This window comes from Bordetella sp. (assembly GCF_051960075.1).
In the GTDB taxonomy this organism is placed as follows: Bacteria; Pseudomonadota; Gammaproteobacteria; order Burkholderiales; family Burkholderiaceae_B; genus Bordetella.
Window position 1 is genome coordinate 1 of record NZ_JBQCER010000003.1, and the last position, 14,312, is coordinate 14,312.

Here is a 14,312-nt window from a genome sequence, read left to right on the forward strand (position 1 = left end):
CGCCACCTCGACCCGATGATCGGGGGTCAGCGCGACGCGGCCTTCGGCCAGCCAACGCACAGCGGCCGGATAGGCCACATGCTCGACACGCAGCACGCGCTCGGCCAGGATCTCGGGCGTGTCTGCGGGGAGCACCGGCACGCAGCCCTGCGCGATGATGGGGCCGTGGTCGAGCACAGGCGTGACGAAGTGCACCGTGCAGCCATGCACGCGCACCCCGGTGGCGAGCGCCTGGGCATGCGTATGCAGGCCGGGAAACAGCGGCAGCAGGGAAGGATGAATATTGACCAGGCGATCCGCGTAGCGCGTCACGAAACCGGCGGTGAGCACACGCATGAAACCGGCCAGCAGCACATAGTCGGGCTGATGGCGGTCGATCTCGTCGGCCAGGGCCTGATCGAAGGCTTCTCGGCTGGGGTAACTCTTGTGGCTCAGGCCGCAGGTCGCGATGCCCTGCCCGCGCGCCCAATCCAGGCCGGCAGCGTCGGGACGGCTGGAGATCACCGCAACGACCTCGGCCGGCCAGCACTCGCGCCGGCAGGCCTGAACCAGCGCCTGCATATTGCTGCCGCGGCCAGAGATGAGAACGACAAAGCGGCACGGACGATTGCCCGAGGCAACGGTGGAAGCGGACGAAAGATCGGCGGAATCCGGCAAGGTGGGTTCCAAATTTAGGGTCGGAAAATCGGGGAAAGTCCCGAAATTGTAAACTCTTGCCTGTGAAACCCGTGCCGCGCATCTTTCGCCATACCCACTCGACCGTTCAGCGCCCCGCGTGCGCCCTGACCATCGGCAACTTCGATGGCGTGCACCGCGGCCATCAGGCCATTCTGGCCCGTGTGCGCCAGGAGGCCCGGGCCCGCGGGCTGGTGCCGGCCGTCATGACCTTCGAGCCGCATCCGCGCGAGTATTTCGCCACGATATACCAGCGCCCAGAACTCTCGCCCACCCGCGTCTCGGGCCTGCGCGACAAGCTCTCCGCTCTGACCCAGGCCGGCATCGAAGAGATTTTCGTACAGCGCTTCAATGCAAATCTAGCCGCCATGTCCGCCAACAGCTTCATCGAAGACCTGCTGGTGCGCGACCTGAACGTGCGGTGGCTGCTGGTGGGAGAGGATTTCCGCTTCGGCCACAAGCGCAGCGGCGACATCGAGCTGTTGCGCGAGGCCGGCCTGGTTCATGGCTTCGAGGTCTACCCTTTGCCCGACGTGGCCGACGCCCACGGCCACCGGATTTCCAGCTCCGAAGTGCGCACCGCGCTCGCCGTGGGCGACTTGCCGCGCGCTGAGCACCTGCTGGGCCACGCCTATCACCTGAGCGGCCATGTCGTCCACGGCCAGAAGCTGGGCCGCACGCTGGGCTACCCTACGCTGAATCTGCGCGTGGCGCCGCGCTGCGCGGCCCGTTCGGGCATCTACGTGGTGCGCGTGCTGGGGCTGGACGAAAAGCCCTTGCCGGGCGTGGCCAGCCTGGGGGTGCGCCCGACCGTCGAAGACGGCGGCCGGGTGCTGCTAGAAGTGCACGTGCTGGACGGCCTGCCGGCCGCGGGACCGCCCGGCATGGGGCCCCTGCCCAACGCTTACGGTAAACTCGTACGGATCGAATTCCTGCGCCATTTGCGGGACGAAGAAAAATTCCCTGACCTTCCTGCGCTGACCGCCGCCATTGCCGAAGATGCGCGCAATGCGCGCGCTTATTTTGCTGTCCATGCCTGACTACAAAAACACCCTCAATCTGCCCGATACCTCCTTCCCCATGCGCGGCGATCTCGCCAAGCGCGAGCCGGCCTGGGTGGCCGAATGGGAAGAAAAGCGCATTTACGCCGCTATCCGCGCCGCCAGCGCCGGCCGCCCGCGCTTCGTGCTGCATGACGGCCCGCCCTACGCCAACGGCGACCTGCACCTGGGCCATGCGGTCAACAAGATTCTGAAGGACATCGTCGTCAAGACCCACAACATGGCCGGGTACGACGCGCACTACGTGCCGGGCTGGGACTGCCACGGCATGCCCATCGAGATCCAGATCGAGAAAAAGTACGGCAAGAATCTGCCCACGGCCGAAATGCAGTCCAAGGCGCGCGCTTATGCCTACGAGCAGATCGACCGCCAGCGCAAGGACTTCAAGCGCCTGGGCGTGCTGGGTGACTGGGATCATCCCTATCTCACGATGAACTTCGGCAACGAAGCCAACGAGATCCGCGTGCTCGGCCGCATCATGGAAAAGGGTTATGTGTTCCGTGGCCTCAAGCCCGTGAACTGGTGTTTCGACTGCGGCTCGGCCCTGGCCGAGGCCGAGGTCGAATACGCCGACCGCGTCGATCCCACCGTCGACGTGGCTTTCCCTTTCGCCGACAAGGAAGCGCTCGCCGCCGCCTTCGGCCTGAAATCCATCGAGGACGGCGCTGCCGTCATCTGGACCACCACGCCCTGGACCATTCCGGCCAACCAGGCGCTCAACCTGCATCCCGAAATCGACTACGCGCTGGTGCGCGTTTCGCCCGCGCCGGCCCACGGCCCGCTGCTGCTCCTGGCCGCCGAGCGCGTGCAAGCCTGCCTGCAGGAATGGAAGCTGCAGGGCGAAGTGATCGCCACGGCCAAGGGCGAGGCGCTGACCGGCATCACCATGCACCACCCGCTGGCCAAGGTGGACGCGGGCTACGACCGCCTTTCGCCCATTTACCTCGGCGACTACGTCACGCTCGATACCGGCACAGGCATCGTGCACTCGTCGCCCGCCTACGGCATCGAGGACTTCATCTCGTGCAAGGCGCACGGCCTGAAAGACGACGACATCATCGGCCCCGTCATGGGCGACGGCCGCTACGCCGGCACCCTGCCGCTTTTCGGCGGGCTCACGATCTGGGAGGCCAACCCCAAGATCATCGACGTGCTGCGCGAAGCCGGCTCGCTGATGCACACGGCGCCGATCACCCACAGCTACATGCACTGCTGGCGCCACAAGACGCCCATCATCTACCGCGCCACCAGCCAGTGGTTCGCCGGCATGGACGTCAAGCCCAAGGACGGCGGTCCCACGCTGCGCGAAAGCGCGCTCAAGGCCATCGACGAGACCGCCTTCTACCCCGGCTGGGGCCGCGCACGCCTGCACAACATGATCGCCAATCGCCCCGACTGGACGCTCTCGCGCCAGCGTCAATGGGGCACGCCCATGGCCTTTTTCGTGCACAAGGAAACCGGCGAACTGCATCCGCGTACTCCGGAGCTGCTGGAGCAGATCGCGCAGCGCGTCGAGCAGCACGGCATAGAGGCCTGGCAGACGCTCGACCCGCGCGAGCTGCTAGGCGACGAGGCCGATCAGTACGAAAAGAACAAGGACACGCTGGACGTGTGGTTCGACTCCGGCTCGACCCACGCTACCGTGCTGGGCGGCAAAAACCACGACCTGAAGGGCTCGCACGCCGAAGGTCTGAACTGGCCCGCCGACATCTACCTGGAAGGCTCGGACCAGCACCGCGGCTGGTTTCATTCGTCGCTGCTCACCGGCTGCATGCTGTACGGCAGCGCGCCCTACAAGGCCCTGCTGACCCACGGTTTCACCGTCGACGGCCAGGGCCGCAAGATGAGCAAGTCGGTCGGCAACACCGTCGCGCCACAGAAAATTTCCGATACCTTGGGTGCCGAAATACTGCGCCTGTGGGTGGCTTCCTCCGATTATTCGGGCGAGCTGGCCATCTCCGACGAGATCCTCAAGCGCGTGGTCGAGGCCTATCGCCGCATCCGCAACACGCTGCGATTCCTTCTGGCCAACCTGGCCGACTTCGACGCCGCCCAGGCCTTGCCCGACGCCGAATTGTTCGAGATCGACCGTTATGCCCTGTGCATGACCGCGCAAATGCAGGCCGAGGTCACCGGACACTACAAGACCTACGACTTTCACCCGGCCGTATCGCGCCTGCAGACCTTCTGCTCGGAAGACCTGGGCGCTTTTTATCTCGACATTCTCAAGGACCGCCTCTATACCACCGCTGCCGACAGCCGCGCGCGCCGCTCGGCCCAGACCGCACTCCTGTCCGTCACCCAGACGCTGCTCAAACTGATGGCGCCCATCTTGTCGTTCACGGCCGAGGAAGCCTGGAAGGTCCTGCAGGATTCGGCGCTCAAGACCCAGGCCGACGACGCGGCGCGCGCCACCATCTTCACGCAGGTCTATCACACCCTGCCTGCCTACGACGACGCGGACGCGCTGTCGGCCAAGTGGTCGCGCCTGCGCGCCATCCGCGCCGAAGTGCTGCGCAAGCTCGAAGAAGTGCGCACGGCAGGCAACATCGGCTCGTCCCTGCAAGCCGAAGTCGACATCAAGGCCAGCGCGCAAGACCGCGCCTGGCTCGCCAGCCTGGCCGGCGATCTGCGCTTCGTGCTCATCACCTCGCGCGCCACCGTGCATGAAGGCGCGGGCGAGCTCGAGGTCACCATCGCGCCCACCACGCACAAGAAGTGCGAACGCTGCTGGCATTGGCGCGCCGACGTGGGTTCGGACGCCGCCCACCCCGATCTGTGCGGCCGCTGCGTGGCCAATCTGTTCGGCGCAGGCGAACCGCGCGAATTCGCCTGAGCCCGGAAGACGCCGCGTGAACACCGCATCGACGGGCCGCTCGGGATGGATGCGATGGCTGGCGCTCGCGGGCCTGGTCATCGTTCTCGACCAGGCCAGCAAACTGGCCATTGATCACCTTTTCACCTACGGCCAGCGCGTGAACGTGCTGCCGGTGTTCGATCTGATCCTGGTCTACAACCACGGCGCGGCCTTCAGCTTTCTCGCGTCGGAGCCGGGCTGGCAGCGCTGGCTCTTCACACTGTTGGGGCTGATTGCCGCCGCAGTCATCGTCTGGCTGCTGCGCCGGCAATCACGCGCTGCCGAGCCGGGCCGCGCCCGCTTCAGCATCGCGCTGGCCCTCATCCTGGGCGGCGCACTGGGCAATGTGATCGATCGCGTCGCTTACGGCCATGTGATCGACTTCCTGCTTTTCTACTGGCGCGACTGGTACTATCCTGCCTTCAATCTGGCCGATAGCGCCATCACCTGCGGCGCCGTGCTGCTGGTCATCGACGAACTCTTTCGCGATCGCGCCAAAAACTAGCCGCTTCCTACGGGGTTGCCCGCAATGGATCTCATCGACAAGCGCATCGTCCTGGGCATGACCGGGGGCATCGCCTGCTACAAGATCGCCGAACTCGTGCGCCGCTTGACCGAGCAAGGCGCGACGGTCGACGTGGTCATGACCGAAGCCGCCACGCACTTCATCACGCCGGTCACCATGCAGGCGCTGTCAGGCCGGCCCGTGTTCATCGACGCCTGGGATGCGCGCGTGCCCAATAACATGGCGCATATCGACCTCACACGCGGCGCCGACGCAGTGCTGATCGCACCGGCCAGCGCCGATTTCATGGCCAAGCTCGCCCACGGCGAGGCGTCGGACCTGCTCTCCACGCTGTGCCTGGCGCGCGCATGCCCCATGCTGGTCGCTCCTGCCATGAACCGCGAGATGTGGGCCAACCCGGCCACGCAGCGCAATGTGGCGCAATTGCGCGCCGACGGCATCGCCATCCTCGGCCCGGACTCTGGCAGCCAGGCCTGCGGCGAAGTCGGCGACGGCCGTATGCTCGAGGCGCATCAGCTGCTGGCCGAGGTCGTTGCTTTCTTTCAGCCCAAACTGCTGGCGGGCAAGCGCGTGCTGATGACGGCGGGTCCCACTTCCGAGCCCATCGACCCGGTGCGCGTGCTGAGCAACCGTTCTTCGGGCAAGACGGGCTACGCGCTGGCGCGCGCCGCGCACGAGGCCGGTGCGCAGGTCACGCTGGTAAGCGGCCCCACGTCGCTGCCCGCCCCTTACGGCGTCAGCTTGATTCCGGTGATGACGGCACGTCAGATGCACGCCGCCGTCATGGCCGAGGCCGGCAGCGCCGACCTTTTCATCGCGGTGGCCGCCGTGGCCGACTGGTATGTGAAAAACGCCAGCGCGCAGAAGATCAAGAAGACCGGCAGCGGCGCGCCCCAGCTGGAATTCGAAGCCAACCCCGACATTCTGGCCGACGTTGCCGGCCTGCCTGACGGTCCTTGGTGCGTGGGTTTTGCGGCCGAGACCGAAAACCTCGCCCAGCACGCCGAGGACAAGCGCCGCCGCAAGAACATCCCTGTGCTGGTGGGCAACCTCGCGCAGAACGTGATGGACGCCGACACCACCGAAATGGCGCTCTTCGACGCTCAGGGCATGCATCCCTTGCCCGCCGCGTCCAAGCTCGACGCGGCTCGCCGGCTCGTCGCCGAGATCGCTGCGCGGCTGCCCAAACGCCGAGCCTGACTCAGCGCCAGGCCTTTTGCCATGACCGAACCCGAGGTTCAAACGTCGACCTCGCCCGTTGCCAAACGGCGCTGGGCAGTGATTCTTTTCGTCGGCGCCGCCGCCGTCCTGATCGCCGCCTTCGTTCAGCTGTCCGCCGCGCTCGAACAAACGACTCACACGGCAGACGATTTCATCATGCCGGGCTTTCTGCTGATCTTCGGCCTGATGCTGCTCGCGGCCTCGCGCGCCGTCCGGCGCCCTTCCACCAAGCTGACCCTGCCCCCCGAGGGGCCTCCTACCCACTGATCCATGAAATCCGTAGACGTCAAAATTCTTGATCCCCGCATGCGCGATGCCTTACCCGAGTACGCCACGCCCGGCTCGGCCGGCCTCGACCTGCGCGCCTGCCTGGATGAACCCATCGACATCGCGCCCGGCGCCACGGTGCTGGTGCCCACCGGTTTGGCCATTCATATCGCCGACCCGGGCTATGCGGCGCTGATTCTGCCGCGCTCGGGCCTGGGTCACAAGCATGGCATTGTGCTGGGTAATCTGGTCGGACTGATCGACGCCGACTACCAGGGCCAGCTCATGGTCTCCACCTGGAACCGCGGCAGCACGTCCTTCACGCTCAACCCCATGGAACGCCTGGCCCAGCTGGTGGTTGTGCCCGTGCAGCAAGTGAGCTTCAACGTGGTCGACGAATTCGGTGCATCCGAGCGCGGCGCAGGCGGTTTCGGCAGCACCGGAAGAGGCTGACGCCACTCAGCGCTGGCCGAACGACGCATCGCGGAACAGCGTCTTGAACTCGCGCGGCTGACTGCGCCAGTACTGGCGCGGCGCATCGACCGAGGCCCCCAGCTTCGCGGCCGCATGCCAGGGCCAGCGCGGATCGAAAAGCATGCCGCGAGCCAGCGCCACCATATCGGCCTGGCCTTTTTGCAGGATCTCCTCGGCCTGCTCGGCCTCGGTGATGAGCCCCACGGCGATGGTAGGCACGCCTGTCTCGCGTTTGATGGCCTCGGCGAACGGCACTTGATATCCCGGCGAAAGCGGGATTCTCTGCAGAGGAGAGACGCCGGCCGAGGACACATGCACGAAGTCGCAGCGGCGTTCTTTCAAGGCCTGAACAAACGTCACGACTTGCGTCGGGTCCAGACCGCCCTCGACCCAATCGGTAGCCGAAACGCGCATGCCGACCGCCACGCCGGCCGGGACCACCTGGCGTATCGCCTCGAATACCTGCAGCGGAAAGCGCATGCGGTTTTCCAGCGTGCCGCCATAGGCGTCGCTCCGCTGATTGGCCAGCGGAGACAGGAATTGATGCAGCAGATAGCCGTGCGCGCCATGCAGCTCGATCAAATCAAAGCCCAGGCGAACCGCGCGCAGCGCCGCATCGACAAACGCTTGCTTGATGCGAGCCAGCCCTGCCGCGTCCAGGGCCAGGGGCGCCTCTTCAGTCGGCCCATGCGCTAGCGCGGACGGCGCCACACTGCGCCATCCGCCTCGTTCCTCGGGAATCTGCTGGCCGCCTTCCCAGGGCGCCTGGCTCGACGCCTTGCGGCCCGCATGCGAAAGCTGCACGCCCAACCTGATGGGCGCATAACGTCGAATGGCCTGCACCACCTTGCCCAGCGCGGCCTCGGCGGCATCGTCGTACAGGCCCAGGTCGTAGGGCGTGATACGGCCGACGGCCTCGACGGCGGTCGCCTCGACGATCAACAGGCCCGCGCCGGACAAGGCCAGGTGTCCAAGATGGATCAAATGCCAGTCGGTGGCACAGCCGTTCTCGGCGGAGTATTCGCACATCGGCGCGACGACGATGCGGTTGTCCAGGGTAATAGGCCCCAGAGAAATGGGGGAAAACAGCAGGCTCATGGAAAAACTCCGCAAACGATCGAATCAGGAAAACCTCGCGCCCTCATGCGGGCTCGGGCGCCGTCGACCGTATATGGACATTGCCGGGCCGACGCCGCGCAAGGATTTTGCACCCAAAGATAGCACCTCGATCTTCCCATCGGCCGTGTACACGGAACAATAGCGCTGCCGCGCGGCCCGGAAAGCGAAACGCAGGAATGGTCGTCGACGGCGCAATCCAACCTCACGCACAGTTCTGCAAGGAAAATCATGCAACTGCAAAACCACCCCGCATGCCGGCCTTTCCATGAAGCCGGAGATATGTCGCAACTGGCTGCCTTCTACGAAGAGGGACGCAACATCATGTGGATGATGCTGCGTTCAGAACCTCGCCCCTGCTTCAACCAGCGGCTGCTTTCCGACATACTCCACCTCGCACGTGTCGCCCGGGAGTCCAAGCTGCGCTTCGACTTCTGGGTGACCGGTTCGCTGGTTCCCGAACTTTTCAATGTCGGCGGCGATCTCAGCTTCTTCGTCGATGCGATCCGCTCCGGCCAGCGCGACACCCTATTGGCTTATGCGCGTTCATGCATCGATTGCATCTGGGAAATGTACACGGGCTTCGGCACCGGCGCGATCTCGATCTCGATGGTCGAGGGCAGCGCGCTGGGCGGCGGCCTGGAGGCAGCCCTCGCCCATCACTACGTACTCGCGCAGAAGGACGTCAAGCTCGGCTTTCCGGAGGTCGCCTTCAACCTCTTCCCCGGAATGGGAGGCTATTCGCTGGTCGCAAGAAAGTCCGGGATGCGCCTGGCCGAGGAACTCATCAGCAGCGGCGAGGCGCACACCGGCGAATGGTACGCGGCCCAGGGGTTGGTCGACCAGACCTTCGAAGCCGGTGAGGCGTTCCTCGCGACACGCACGTTCATCGACGTGATGCGACCCAAGCTCAACGCCACCCGCGCGCTCGTTCGCGCCCGCCAGCGCGTGCTGCCCCTGTCGCGCTCGGAACTGATCGACATCACCGAGGACTGGGTCGACGCGACGTTTTCGATCGAGACCAAGGACCTTGCCTATATGGAGCGCCTTGTGATGCTGCAGAACCGGCGGGTTTCCAGGCTGCGGCCGGCCTCCTGACCGCAGGATGTGAACCACTGTGGCGCCGGGGGAAGAAAGCTCAGGCGATGAGCCTGAGCTTTTTCCTCTTGAGGATCCAGGCCTCGAGATCGTGGGCGGGCATCGGCTTTGCATGGATATAGCCCTGCGCGCACTCGATGCCGACCTGCCGGATAAATGCGTCCTGAGATTTGGTTTCGACGCCTTCGGCCACTACTGAAAAACCCAGCGCCCGGGCCAGCGATGCCACCGAACGCACGAGTTCCTGCGCGCTTGCATCGCCATCGACGCCCGCTACGAAACTGCGATCGAGCTTGATCACGTCCAGGGGCAGCCGCGCGAGCTGGGCCAGCGACGAATATCCCGTGCCGAAATCGTCAAGGTATATCTTCGAGCCCATTTCACGGAACTGTCGCATCAGCGTGAACACGCGATCCTGATTGTCGATAAGGCAGCTTTCGGTCAGCTCGATGTCCAGCAAGCCGGGCTCGGATCCGAAGCCGCTGCAAATATCCCGAAAATGCGCCGCGAAATTCGCGTCCGCCAACTGCAATGCCGAAACATTGATCGCTACGCGCAGATTCAGACCCTTCTCTTTCCAACTCGCGGCCTGCCTTGCGGCCTCCGACATCACCCAGCGGCCTATGGGGCCGATGAGCCCGGACTCTTCCGCATGGCGGATGAATTCGCTCGGTCCGACAAGTCCCTGTTCGGGAGATTGCCACCGGATCAGGGCCTCGACGCTGCGCACGTCGCCCGACGCGGCGTCGACCAGAGGCTGATAATGCAGCACGAACTGCCCTTCCTCGAGTGCCTTGCGCAGATTGGTGTCCAGCCACATCGCTCTAGCGACCTGCTGGTTCATCTCCTGCGCGAACACTCGATAGGTATGCTTGCCCGCTTCTTTGGCGGCGTACATCGCCGTATCGGCGGTTCTGATCAGCGTCTCCACGGTATCGCCATGCTGTGGATGCAGCGCGATGCCGACTGAGCAGCTTGTGTACAACTCCACCAGGGCATCGAGGCGGACAGACGCGGAAAGCCGCTCGATGATGGCCCGCGCGGTGCTTTCGAGCGATTCGAGCGTGGCGCGCTCCATCAGCACGAGAAATTCGTCGCCGCCAAGGCGCGCGAGCGTCGCGCCAGGCGCCAGACAGTCGCCGACGATCGTCGCGACCTTGGTAAGCAGGCTGTCTCCCGCGACGTGGCCGTAATGGTCGTTCACGCGCTTGAAGTTGTCCAAATCAAGAAACAGGATGCCGACCCGATGCGATGCATCGCCCACACTGGCATCGAGGGCGGCACGGATTCTTTCGGTGATCGAATACCGGTTGGGCAGGCCTGTCAACGTATCGGTATTGGCCAGCTCGGTGAGTCGTCGCTGGGCATCGCGCTCCTCGGTGATGTCCACGCCGGAACAGATGAGAAAGCGCTGGTCTACACCGCTGCCGCTCTGCACGAATTTATTGCGGAACTGATACAACCTCGGGCCATTGACCGTATTGATGTACCGCTCTACATCGAACGGTTTGCCGTTTTCGAAGAAGCCCGTAATGTTTTTGCTCGAATACGCGGCCTGCTCCGATGTCATGAACAATTCATAGGCACTCCTGCCAATGACGTCTTCTTCGCGCTTGCCCAGAACCTCTTCGCACAAGCGGTTGAACCGCTGGATGATTCCGTTGGAATCGAGCACCACGACCAGCGAATTGACTTCCGATACGACCAGCTCGGCAAACGCCAGGCCATGGGCGAGATCGCGGGCGACGGCGCGGGTATCGTTATAGGCCGATGCGGTGCCGGCCCAGCTTAGCGTATCGAGCTTCCTGCCCACCAAGTGCAGCTTGAGCGGCCTGCCGAACAGGGAAATATCGAGTTCGAGGGTGGACGTGACGCCTGTAAGGCTGCGAATTGCCGCGGCCTGGACCGGATCGAGCGCCACGCCGACATTGGTCAGACCACGGACGGCCTCCAATTCGAGAGCATTGCTGTCGCTGCCCAGGCGCCAGCAAGGGCTGCTCGTACCGAAGTGGACTTCGAGCACTTCGCTGTCGCTCATGTCATCGTCGTGCATGGCAAACCTCGCCCATAAAGCGCGTATTCAAAACCTATTTCATGAATACAAGTTACTCGTGGACTTTACCATTGAAAAGCCTTGCCTATCGCCAGATTCGTCGTCGGACACGCCAACGACAAAAAAGCGACCAAGCTCAGGCGCTTGGCCGCTTCGGCGGAAACCCCGTCTGCGTTCAGCGGCGTCTGTCGCGGTATTCGTCGATACGGATCGGAACAGGCCTCATGCGCCGCGATCTGCCGGACAGGTTCTCGGCCAGCATGTTCGCTGCGATATTCGTCATTTCCTCGAGGTTTTGCCAATGAGCGCGCAGCATCGTTGACAACGCTTTCAGACTTTTGACGCAGGTGGAGATGACGCTTCGCATGGTGTTCTCCTCATGAAACACGCGACTTTATCTTAGTCCTATGGAAACTGCGCCGCAACCAAGCAGGGTTCGCAAGACGGGCGCAACGCTCATAAAGGCGGTTCCCGACCCGCTTCAGGCTTGTTCGAGCTTGGCCAGATCCACCGGCAAGGCACGGTTGAGCACATTGGCCACCTTCGCGCGCAACGCGTTGGAATGCGCACGGCGCACTTCGCGCTTGACGTCCAGCAGTTGCTGCGCATGCATGGAAAACTCCGACAGGCCCAGACCCAGCAGCAGGCGCGTATAACGCGAATCGCCCGCCATTTCGCCGCACACCGCGACCGGTTTGCCGGCGCGCTCGCCGGCGTTGATCGTGTGGGCCAGCAGACGCAGCACCGCCGGATGCAGCGGATCGTACAGACCGGCAACGTCATGATCGCCCCGATCGATGGCCAGCACATATTGGATCAGGTCGTTGGTGCCGATGGAGAGAAAATCCAATACCTGGACAAACGGTTCGATGGCGATCGCCATAGCCGGTATCTCGACCATGGCGCCCACGGGGATATGGGCCGCATAGGCTTGGCCGCGCGCGTCCAGCTCGCGCCGTGCCGATGCGATGGCGGCGTAAGTGGCCTGCACCTCGTGCATGTGCGCGATCATGGGAATGAGGATGCGCACCGGTCCATGCGCCGACGCGCGCAGAATGGCGCGCAGCTGCGTCGCGAACATCTCTGGCCGGGCCAGGCAATAACGGATCGCGCGCTGGCCCAGCGCCGGATTGGTGGCTACCGTGACTTCGTCGTCCAGGGTCTTATCGGCGCCGATGTCCAGCGTGCGGATAGTGACCGGCCGTCCTGCCATCACTTTCACCACCGAGGCATAGGCCAGATACTGTTCTTCTTCGCCCGGCAGCTCGGCACGCCCCATGAAAAGAAACTCGCTGCGGAACAGGCCGATGGCCTGCGCTCCGGCAGCCAACGCGGCGGGAGCCTCTTCAGGCAATTCGATATTGGCCTCCAGCCGCACGCTGATGCCGTCCAGCGTGATGGAAGGCTCGTCGCGCAACAGCTCCAGCTCGGCGCGCTCGTGTGCATAGACACGCTGCAGCCCGCGGTACTGCTTCAACATGCTTCGCGACGGATTGACCAGCACTGTGCCCGACGCGCCATCGACGATGATCATGTCGCCGTCTCGCACGATGTCGCGCACATTGCCCATGGCTACCACGGCCGGCACCCCCATGCTGCGGGCCACGATGGCAGTGTGGGACGTGGGTCCGCCCAGGTCGGTGGCAAACGCCGAAAAACGCGCGCCGCGCAGGCGCAACATGTCGGCGGGGGAGATGTCGTGCGCGATAACTACCAACGGTTCGCCGCCGTCGCCGCTACACACCGTCTCTGCCGACAGCAGCGTCGGCGTTCCCGAGAGCACGTGCAGCACCCGCTCGATCACTTGGCGCACGTCGCCTCCGCGTTCGCGCAGATATTCGTCCTCCATGGCGTCGAACTGCTCGCCCAGCAACTGTCCCTGCGCCGTGAGCGCCCATTCGGCGTTGTAGTGGCGCTCGCGGATCAGTGCCTGGGCCTCGTCGGCCAGAAGCGGGTCGCCCAGGAGCAAGCCGTGCACGTTGAGCATCGCGCCGAGTTCGCGTGGCGCATCCTCGGGCAGATTATTGGCCAAATGATGCAGATCGGCCTGGGCGCGCGCCAGCGCGTCCCTGAGCCTTCGGCACTCGCTTTCGACGTCGGTCGACGCAATGCGGTAGTGAGCCACTTCGAGGGCGGCAGCGCCCATGACGATCGCGCGGCCTATGGCATAGCCTCGGGCCACGCCCTTGCCGCGCAACGCCACCACCGCGCCGGGAGGTTCGGCCAGCGGAGGACCGTCGAGAAATGCGTTACTCGTGCTCACCAAATTTTTCGTCGAACAGATTCCGGATTTCCGACAGCGCCTGGTCGGCGTCACCGCCCATGGCTTCCAGGCGCACCGTGGTGCCCAGGCCCGCAGCCAGCATCATCACGCCCATGATGCTTTTGGCGTTGACCCGCTGCGCGCCGCGCGAAATGAAGATTTCACTGCTGAACCGACTGGCCAATTGCGTGAGTTTGGCTGCAGCCCGCGCGTGCAGGCCGAGCTTGTTGCTGATGACGATGTCTGAAGTAGCCATGGTGAACCTGTATCGATGCGTTTTTTTTAGAATTGGGGACTAGTCTACCCGCAGACAGCCCTGCACGCCTCCAGCCAAGGCTTTTTCACGCGTTTCGGCCAGTGACAAACCGCGATAGGTCAATGCGCGCAACAGCATGGGCGTGTTCAATCCGGCCAGCACGCAGCAGGTCAGTCCCTCGGCCTGGGCCTGCGCCACCGCGCGCTTGGCGATATTGGCCGGCGTGGCGCCGACCAGGTCGGTCAAAACCAGCGCGCCACCGTCGCGCGCCAAGCGACGGATATCGGCCAACACCGAGGGAGAACGCTCCTCGGGCTGATCTTCGGGAAGAATGTCGTGCACGGCCAGCGTATCGGCGACGCTGTCGCCCAGCACGTGACGCGCCATTTCAGACATGGCCTCGCCCAGCGGGGCATGCACGACGATGACGATACCCGTCATATCA

14 protein-coding genes are annotated in these 14,312 nt (G+C 64.2%); 7 read left to right on the top strand and 7 right to left on the bottom strand.

Annotated elements, in window-relative coordinates; genetic code table 11:
- Nucleotides 1-561 (bottom strand): phosphoribosylglycinamide formyltransferase (gene purN / locus ACTHJ1_RS00295; protein WP_440186300.1); only part of this gene is annotated, 561 nt, incomplete at its 3' end.
- Nucleotides 562-719: 158 nt separating this feature from the next.
- On the opposite strand from purN, the gene ACTHJ1_RS00300 reads away from it, so the two are divergent.
- From ACTHJ1_RS00300 to dut, 6 genes are read left to right on the top strand one after another with little or no spacing between them, the layout of a single operon-like run.
- Nucleotides 720-1,715 carry a bifunctional riboflavin kinase/FAD synthetase gene (locus tag ACTHJ1_RS00300; protein WP_440186302.1) on the top strand — a complete coding sequence of 332 codons (996 nt, stop codon included), beginning with the start codon at nt 720-722 and terminating at the stop codon, nt 1,713-1,715.
- Entirely contained in the window at nt 1,708-4,572 is a 2,865-nt protein-coding gene (gene ileS, locus ACTHJ1_RS00305; RefSeq protein WP_440186304.1) for an isoleucine--tRNA ligase, read from the top strand. Before ACTHJ1_RS00300 ends, ileS begins: the two co-directional genes overlap by 8 nt.
- Before the next feature lie 49 nt (nt 4,573-4,621).
- Complete coding sequence (lspA, locus tag ACTHJ1_RS00310) at nt 4,622-5,098, top strand: signal peptidase II (RefSeq protein WP_440186306.1); 477 nt, start codon at nt 4,622-4,624, stop codon at nt 5,096-5,098.
- 24 nt (nt 5,099-5,122) lie between these two features.
- On the top strand, nt 5,123-6,319 hold the full coding sequence (gene coaBC, locus ACTHJ1_RS00315; RefSeq protein WP_440186248.1) for a bifunctional phosphopantothenoylcysteine decarboxylase/phosphopantothenate--cysteine ligase CoaBC: 1,197 nt from the start codon (nt 5,123-5,125) through the stop codon (nt 6,317-6,319).
- A gap of 21 nt (nt 6,320-6,340) precedes the next feature.
- Nucleotides 6,341-6,607 carry a hypothetical protein gene (locus ACTHJ1_RS00320; protein ID WP_440186250.1) on the top strand — a complete coding sequence of 89 codons (267 nt, stop codon included), beginning with the start codon at nt 6,341-6,343 and terminating at the stop codon, nt 6,605-6,607.
- A gap of 3 nt (nt 6,608-6,610) precedes the next feature.
- Nucleotides 6,611-7,060, top strand: a complete 450-nt coding sequence (gene dut / locus ACTHJ1_RS00325) for a dUTP diphosphatase (protein WP_440186252.1) — start codon at nt 6,611-6,613, stop codon at nt 7,058-7,060.
- A gap of 6 nt (nt 7,061-7,066) precedes the next feature.
- Here the strand turns inward: dut and ACTHJ1_RS00330 are convergent, their stop codons facing one another.
- On the bottom strand, nt 7,067-8,179 hold the full coding sequence (locus ACTHJ1_RS00330) for an NADH:flavin oxidoreductase/NADH oxidase (RefSeq protein ID WP_440186254.1): 1,113 nt from the start codon (nt 8,177-8,179) through the stop codon (nt 7,067-7,069).
- Between the two features lie 249 nt (nt 8,180-8,428).
- Between ACTHJ1_RS00330 and ACTHJ1_RS00335 the strand changes: the two genes are divergently transcribed.
- On the top strand, nt 8,429-9,295 hold the full coding sequence (locus ACTHJ1_RS00335; RefSeq protein WP_440186256.1) for a crotonase/enoyl-CoA hydratase family protein: 867 nt from the start codon (nt 8,429-8,431) through the stop codon (nt 9,293-9,295).
- Between the two features lie 40 nt (nt 9,296-9,335).
- Here the strand turns inward: ACTHJ1_RS00335 and pdeR are convergent, their stop codons facing one another.
- The 5 genes from pdeR to ACTHJ1_RS00360 all read right to left on the bottom strand — a co-directional run bounded on the left by pdeR (nt 9,336) and on the right by ACTHJ1_RS00360 (nt 14,308).
- Nucleotides 9,336-11,348, bottom strand: coding sequence for a cyclic di-GMP phosphodiesterase (gene pdeR, locus ACTHJ1_RS00340; protein ID WP_440186258.1), 2,013 nt, complete (start codon nt 11,346-11,348; stop codon nt 9,336-9,338).
- Nucleotides 11,349-11,523: 175 nt separating this feature from the next.
- A complete protein-coding gene (locus ACTHJ1_RS00345; RefSeq protein WP_440186260.1) occupies nt 11,524-11,715 on the bottom strand; it encodes a hypothetical protein in 192 nt (63 codons plus the stop codon).
- A gap of 114 nt (nt 11,716-11,829) precedes the next feature.
- Nucleotides 11,830-13,545, bottom strand: coding sequence for a phosphoenolpyruvate--protein phosphotransferase (ptsP, locus tag ACTHJ1_RS00350; RefSeq protein WP_440186308.1), 1,716 nt, complete (start codon nt 13,543-13,545; stop codon nt 11,830-11,832).
- 52 nt (nt 13,546-13,597) lie between these two features.
- The gene (locus ACTHJ1_RS00355; RefSeq protein WP_440186262.1) at nt 13,598-13,867 is read right to left on the bottom strand and encodes an HPr family phosphocarrier protein; all 270 of its coding nucleotides are present in this window, start codon (nt 13,865-13,867) and stop codon (nt 13,598-13,600) included.
- A 39-nt stretch (nt 13,868-13,906) separates the two neighbouring features.
- Complete coding sequence (locus ACTHJ1_RS00360; protein ID WP_440186264.1) at nt 13,907-14,308, bottom strand: PTS sugar transporter subunit IIA; 402 nt, start codon at nt 14,306-14,308, stop codon at nt 13,907-13,909.
- Nucleotides 14,309-14,312 lie beyond the last annotated feature (4 nt).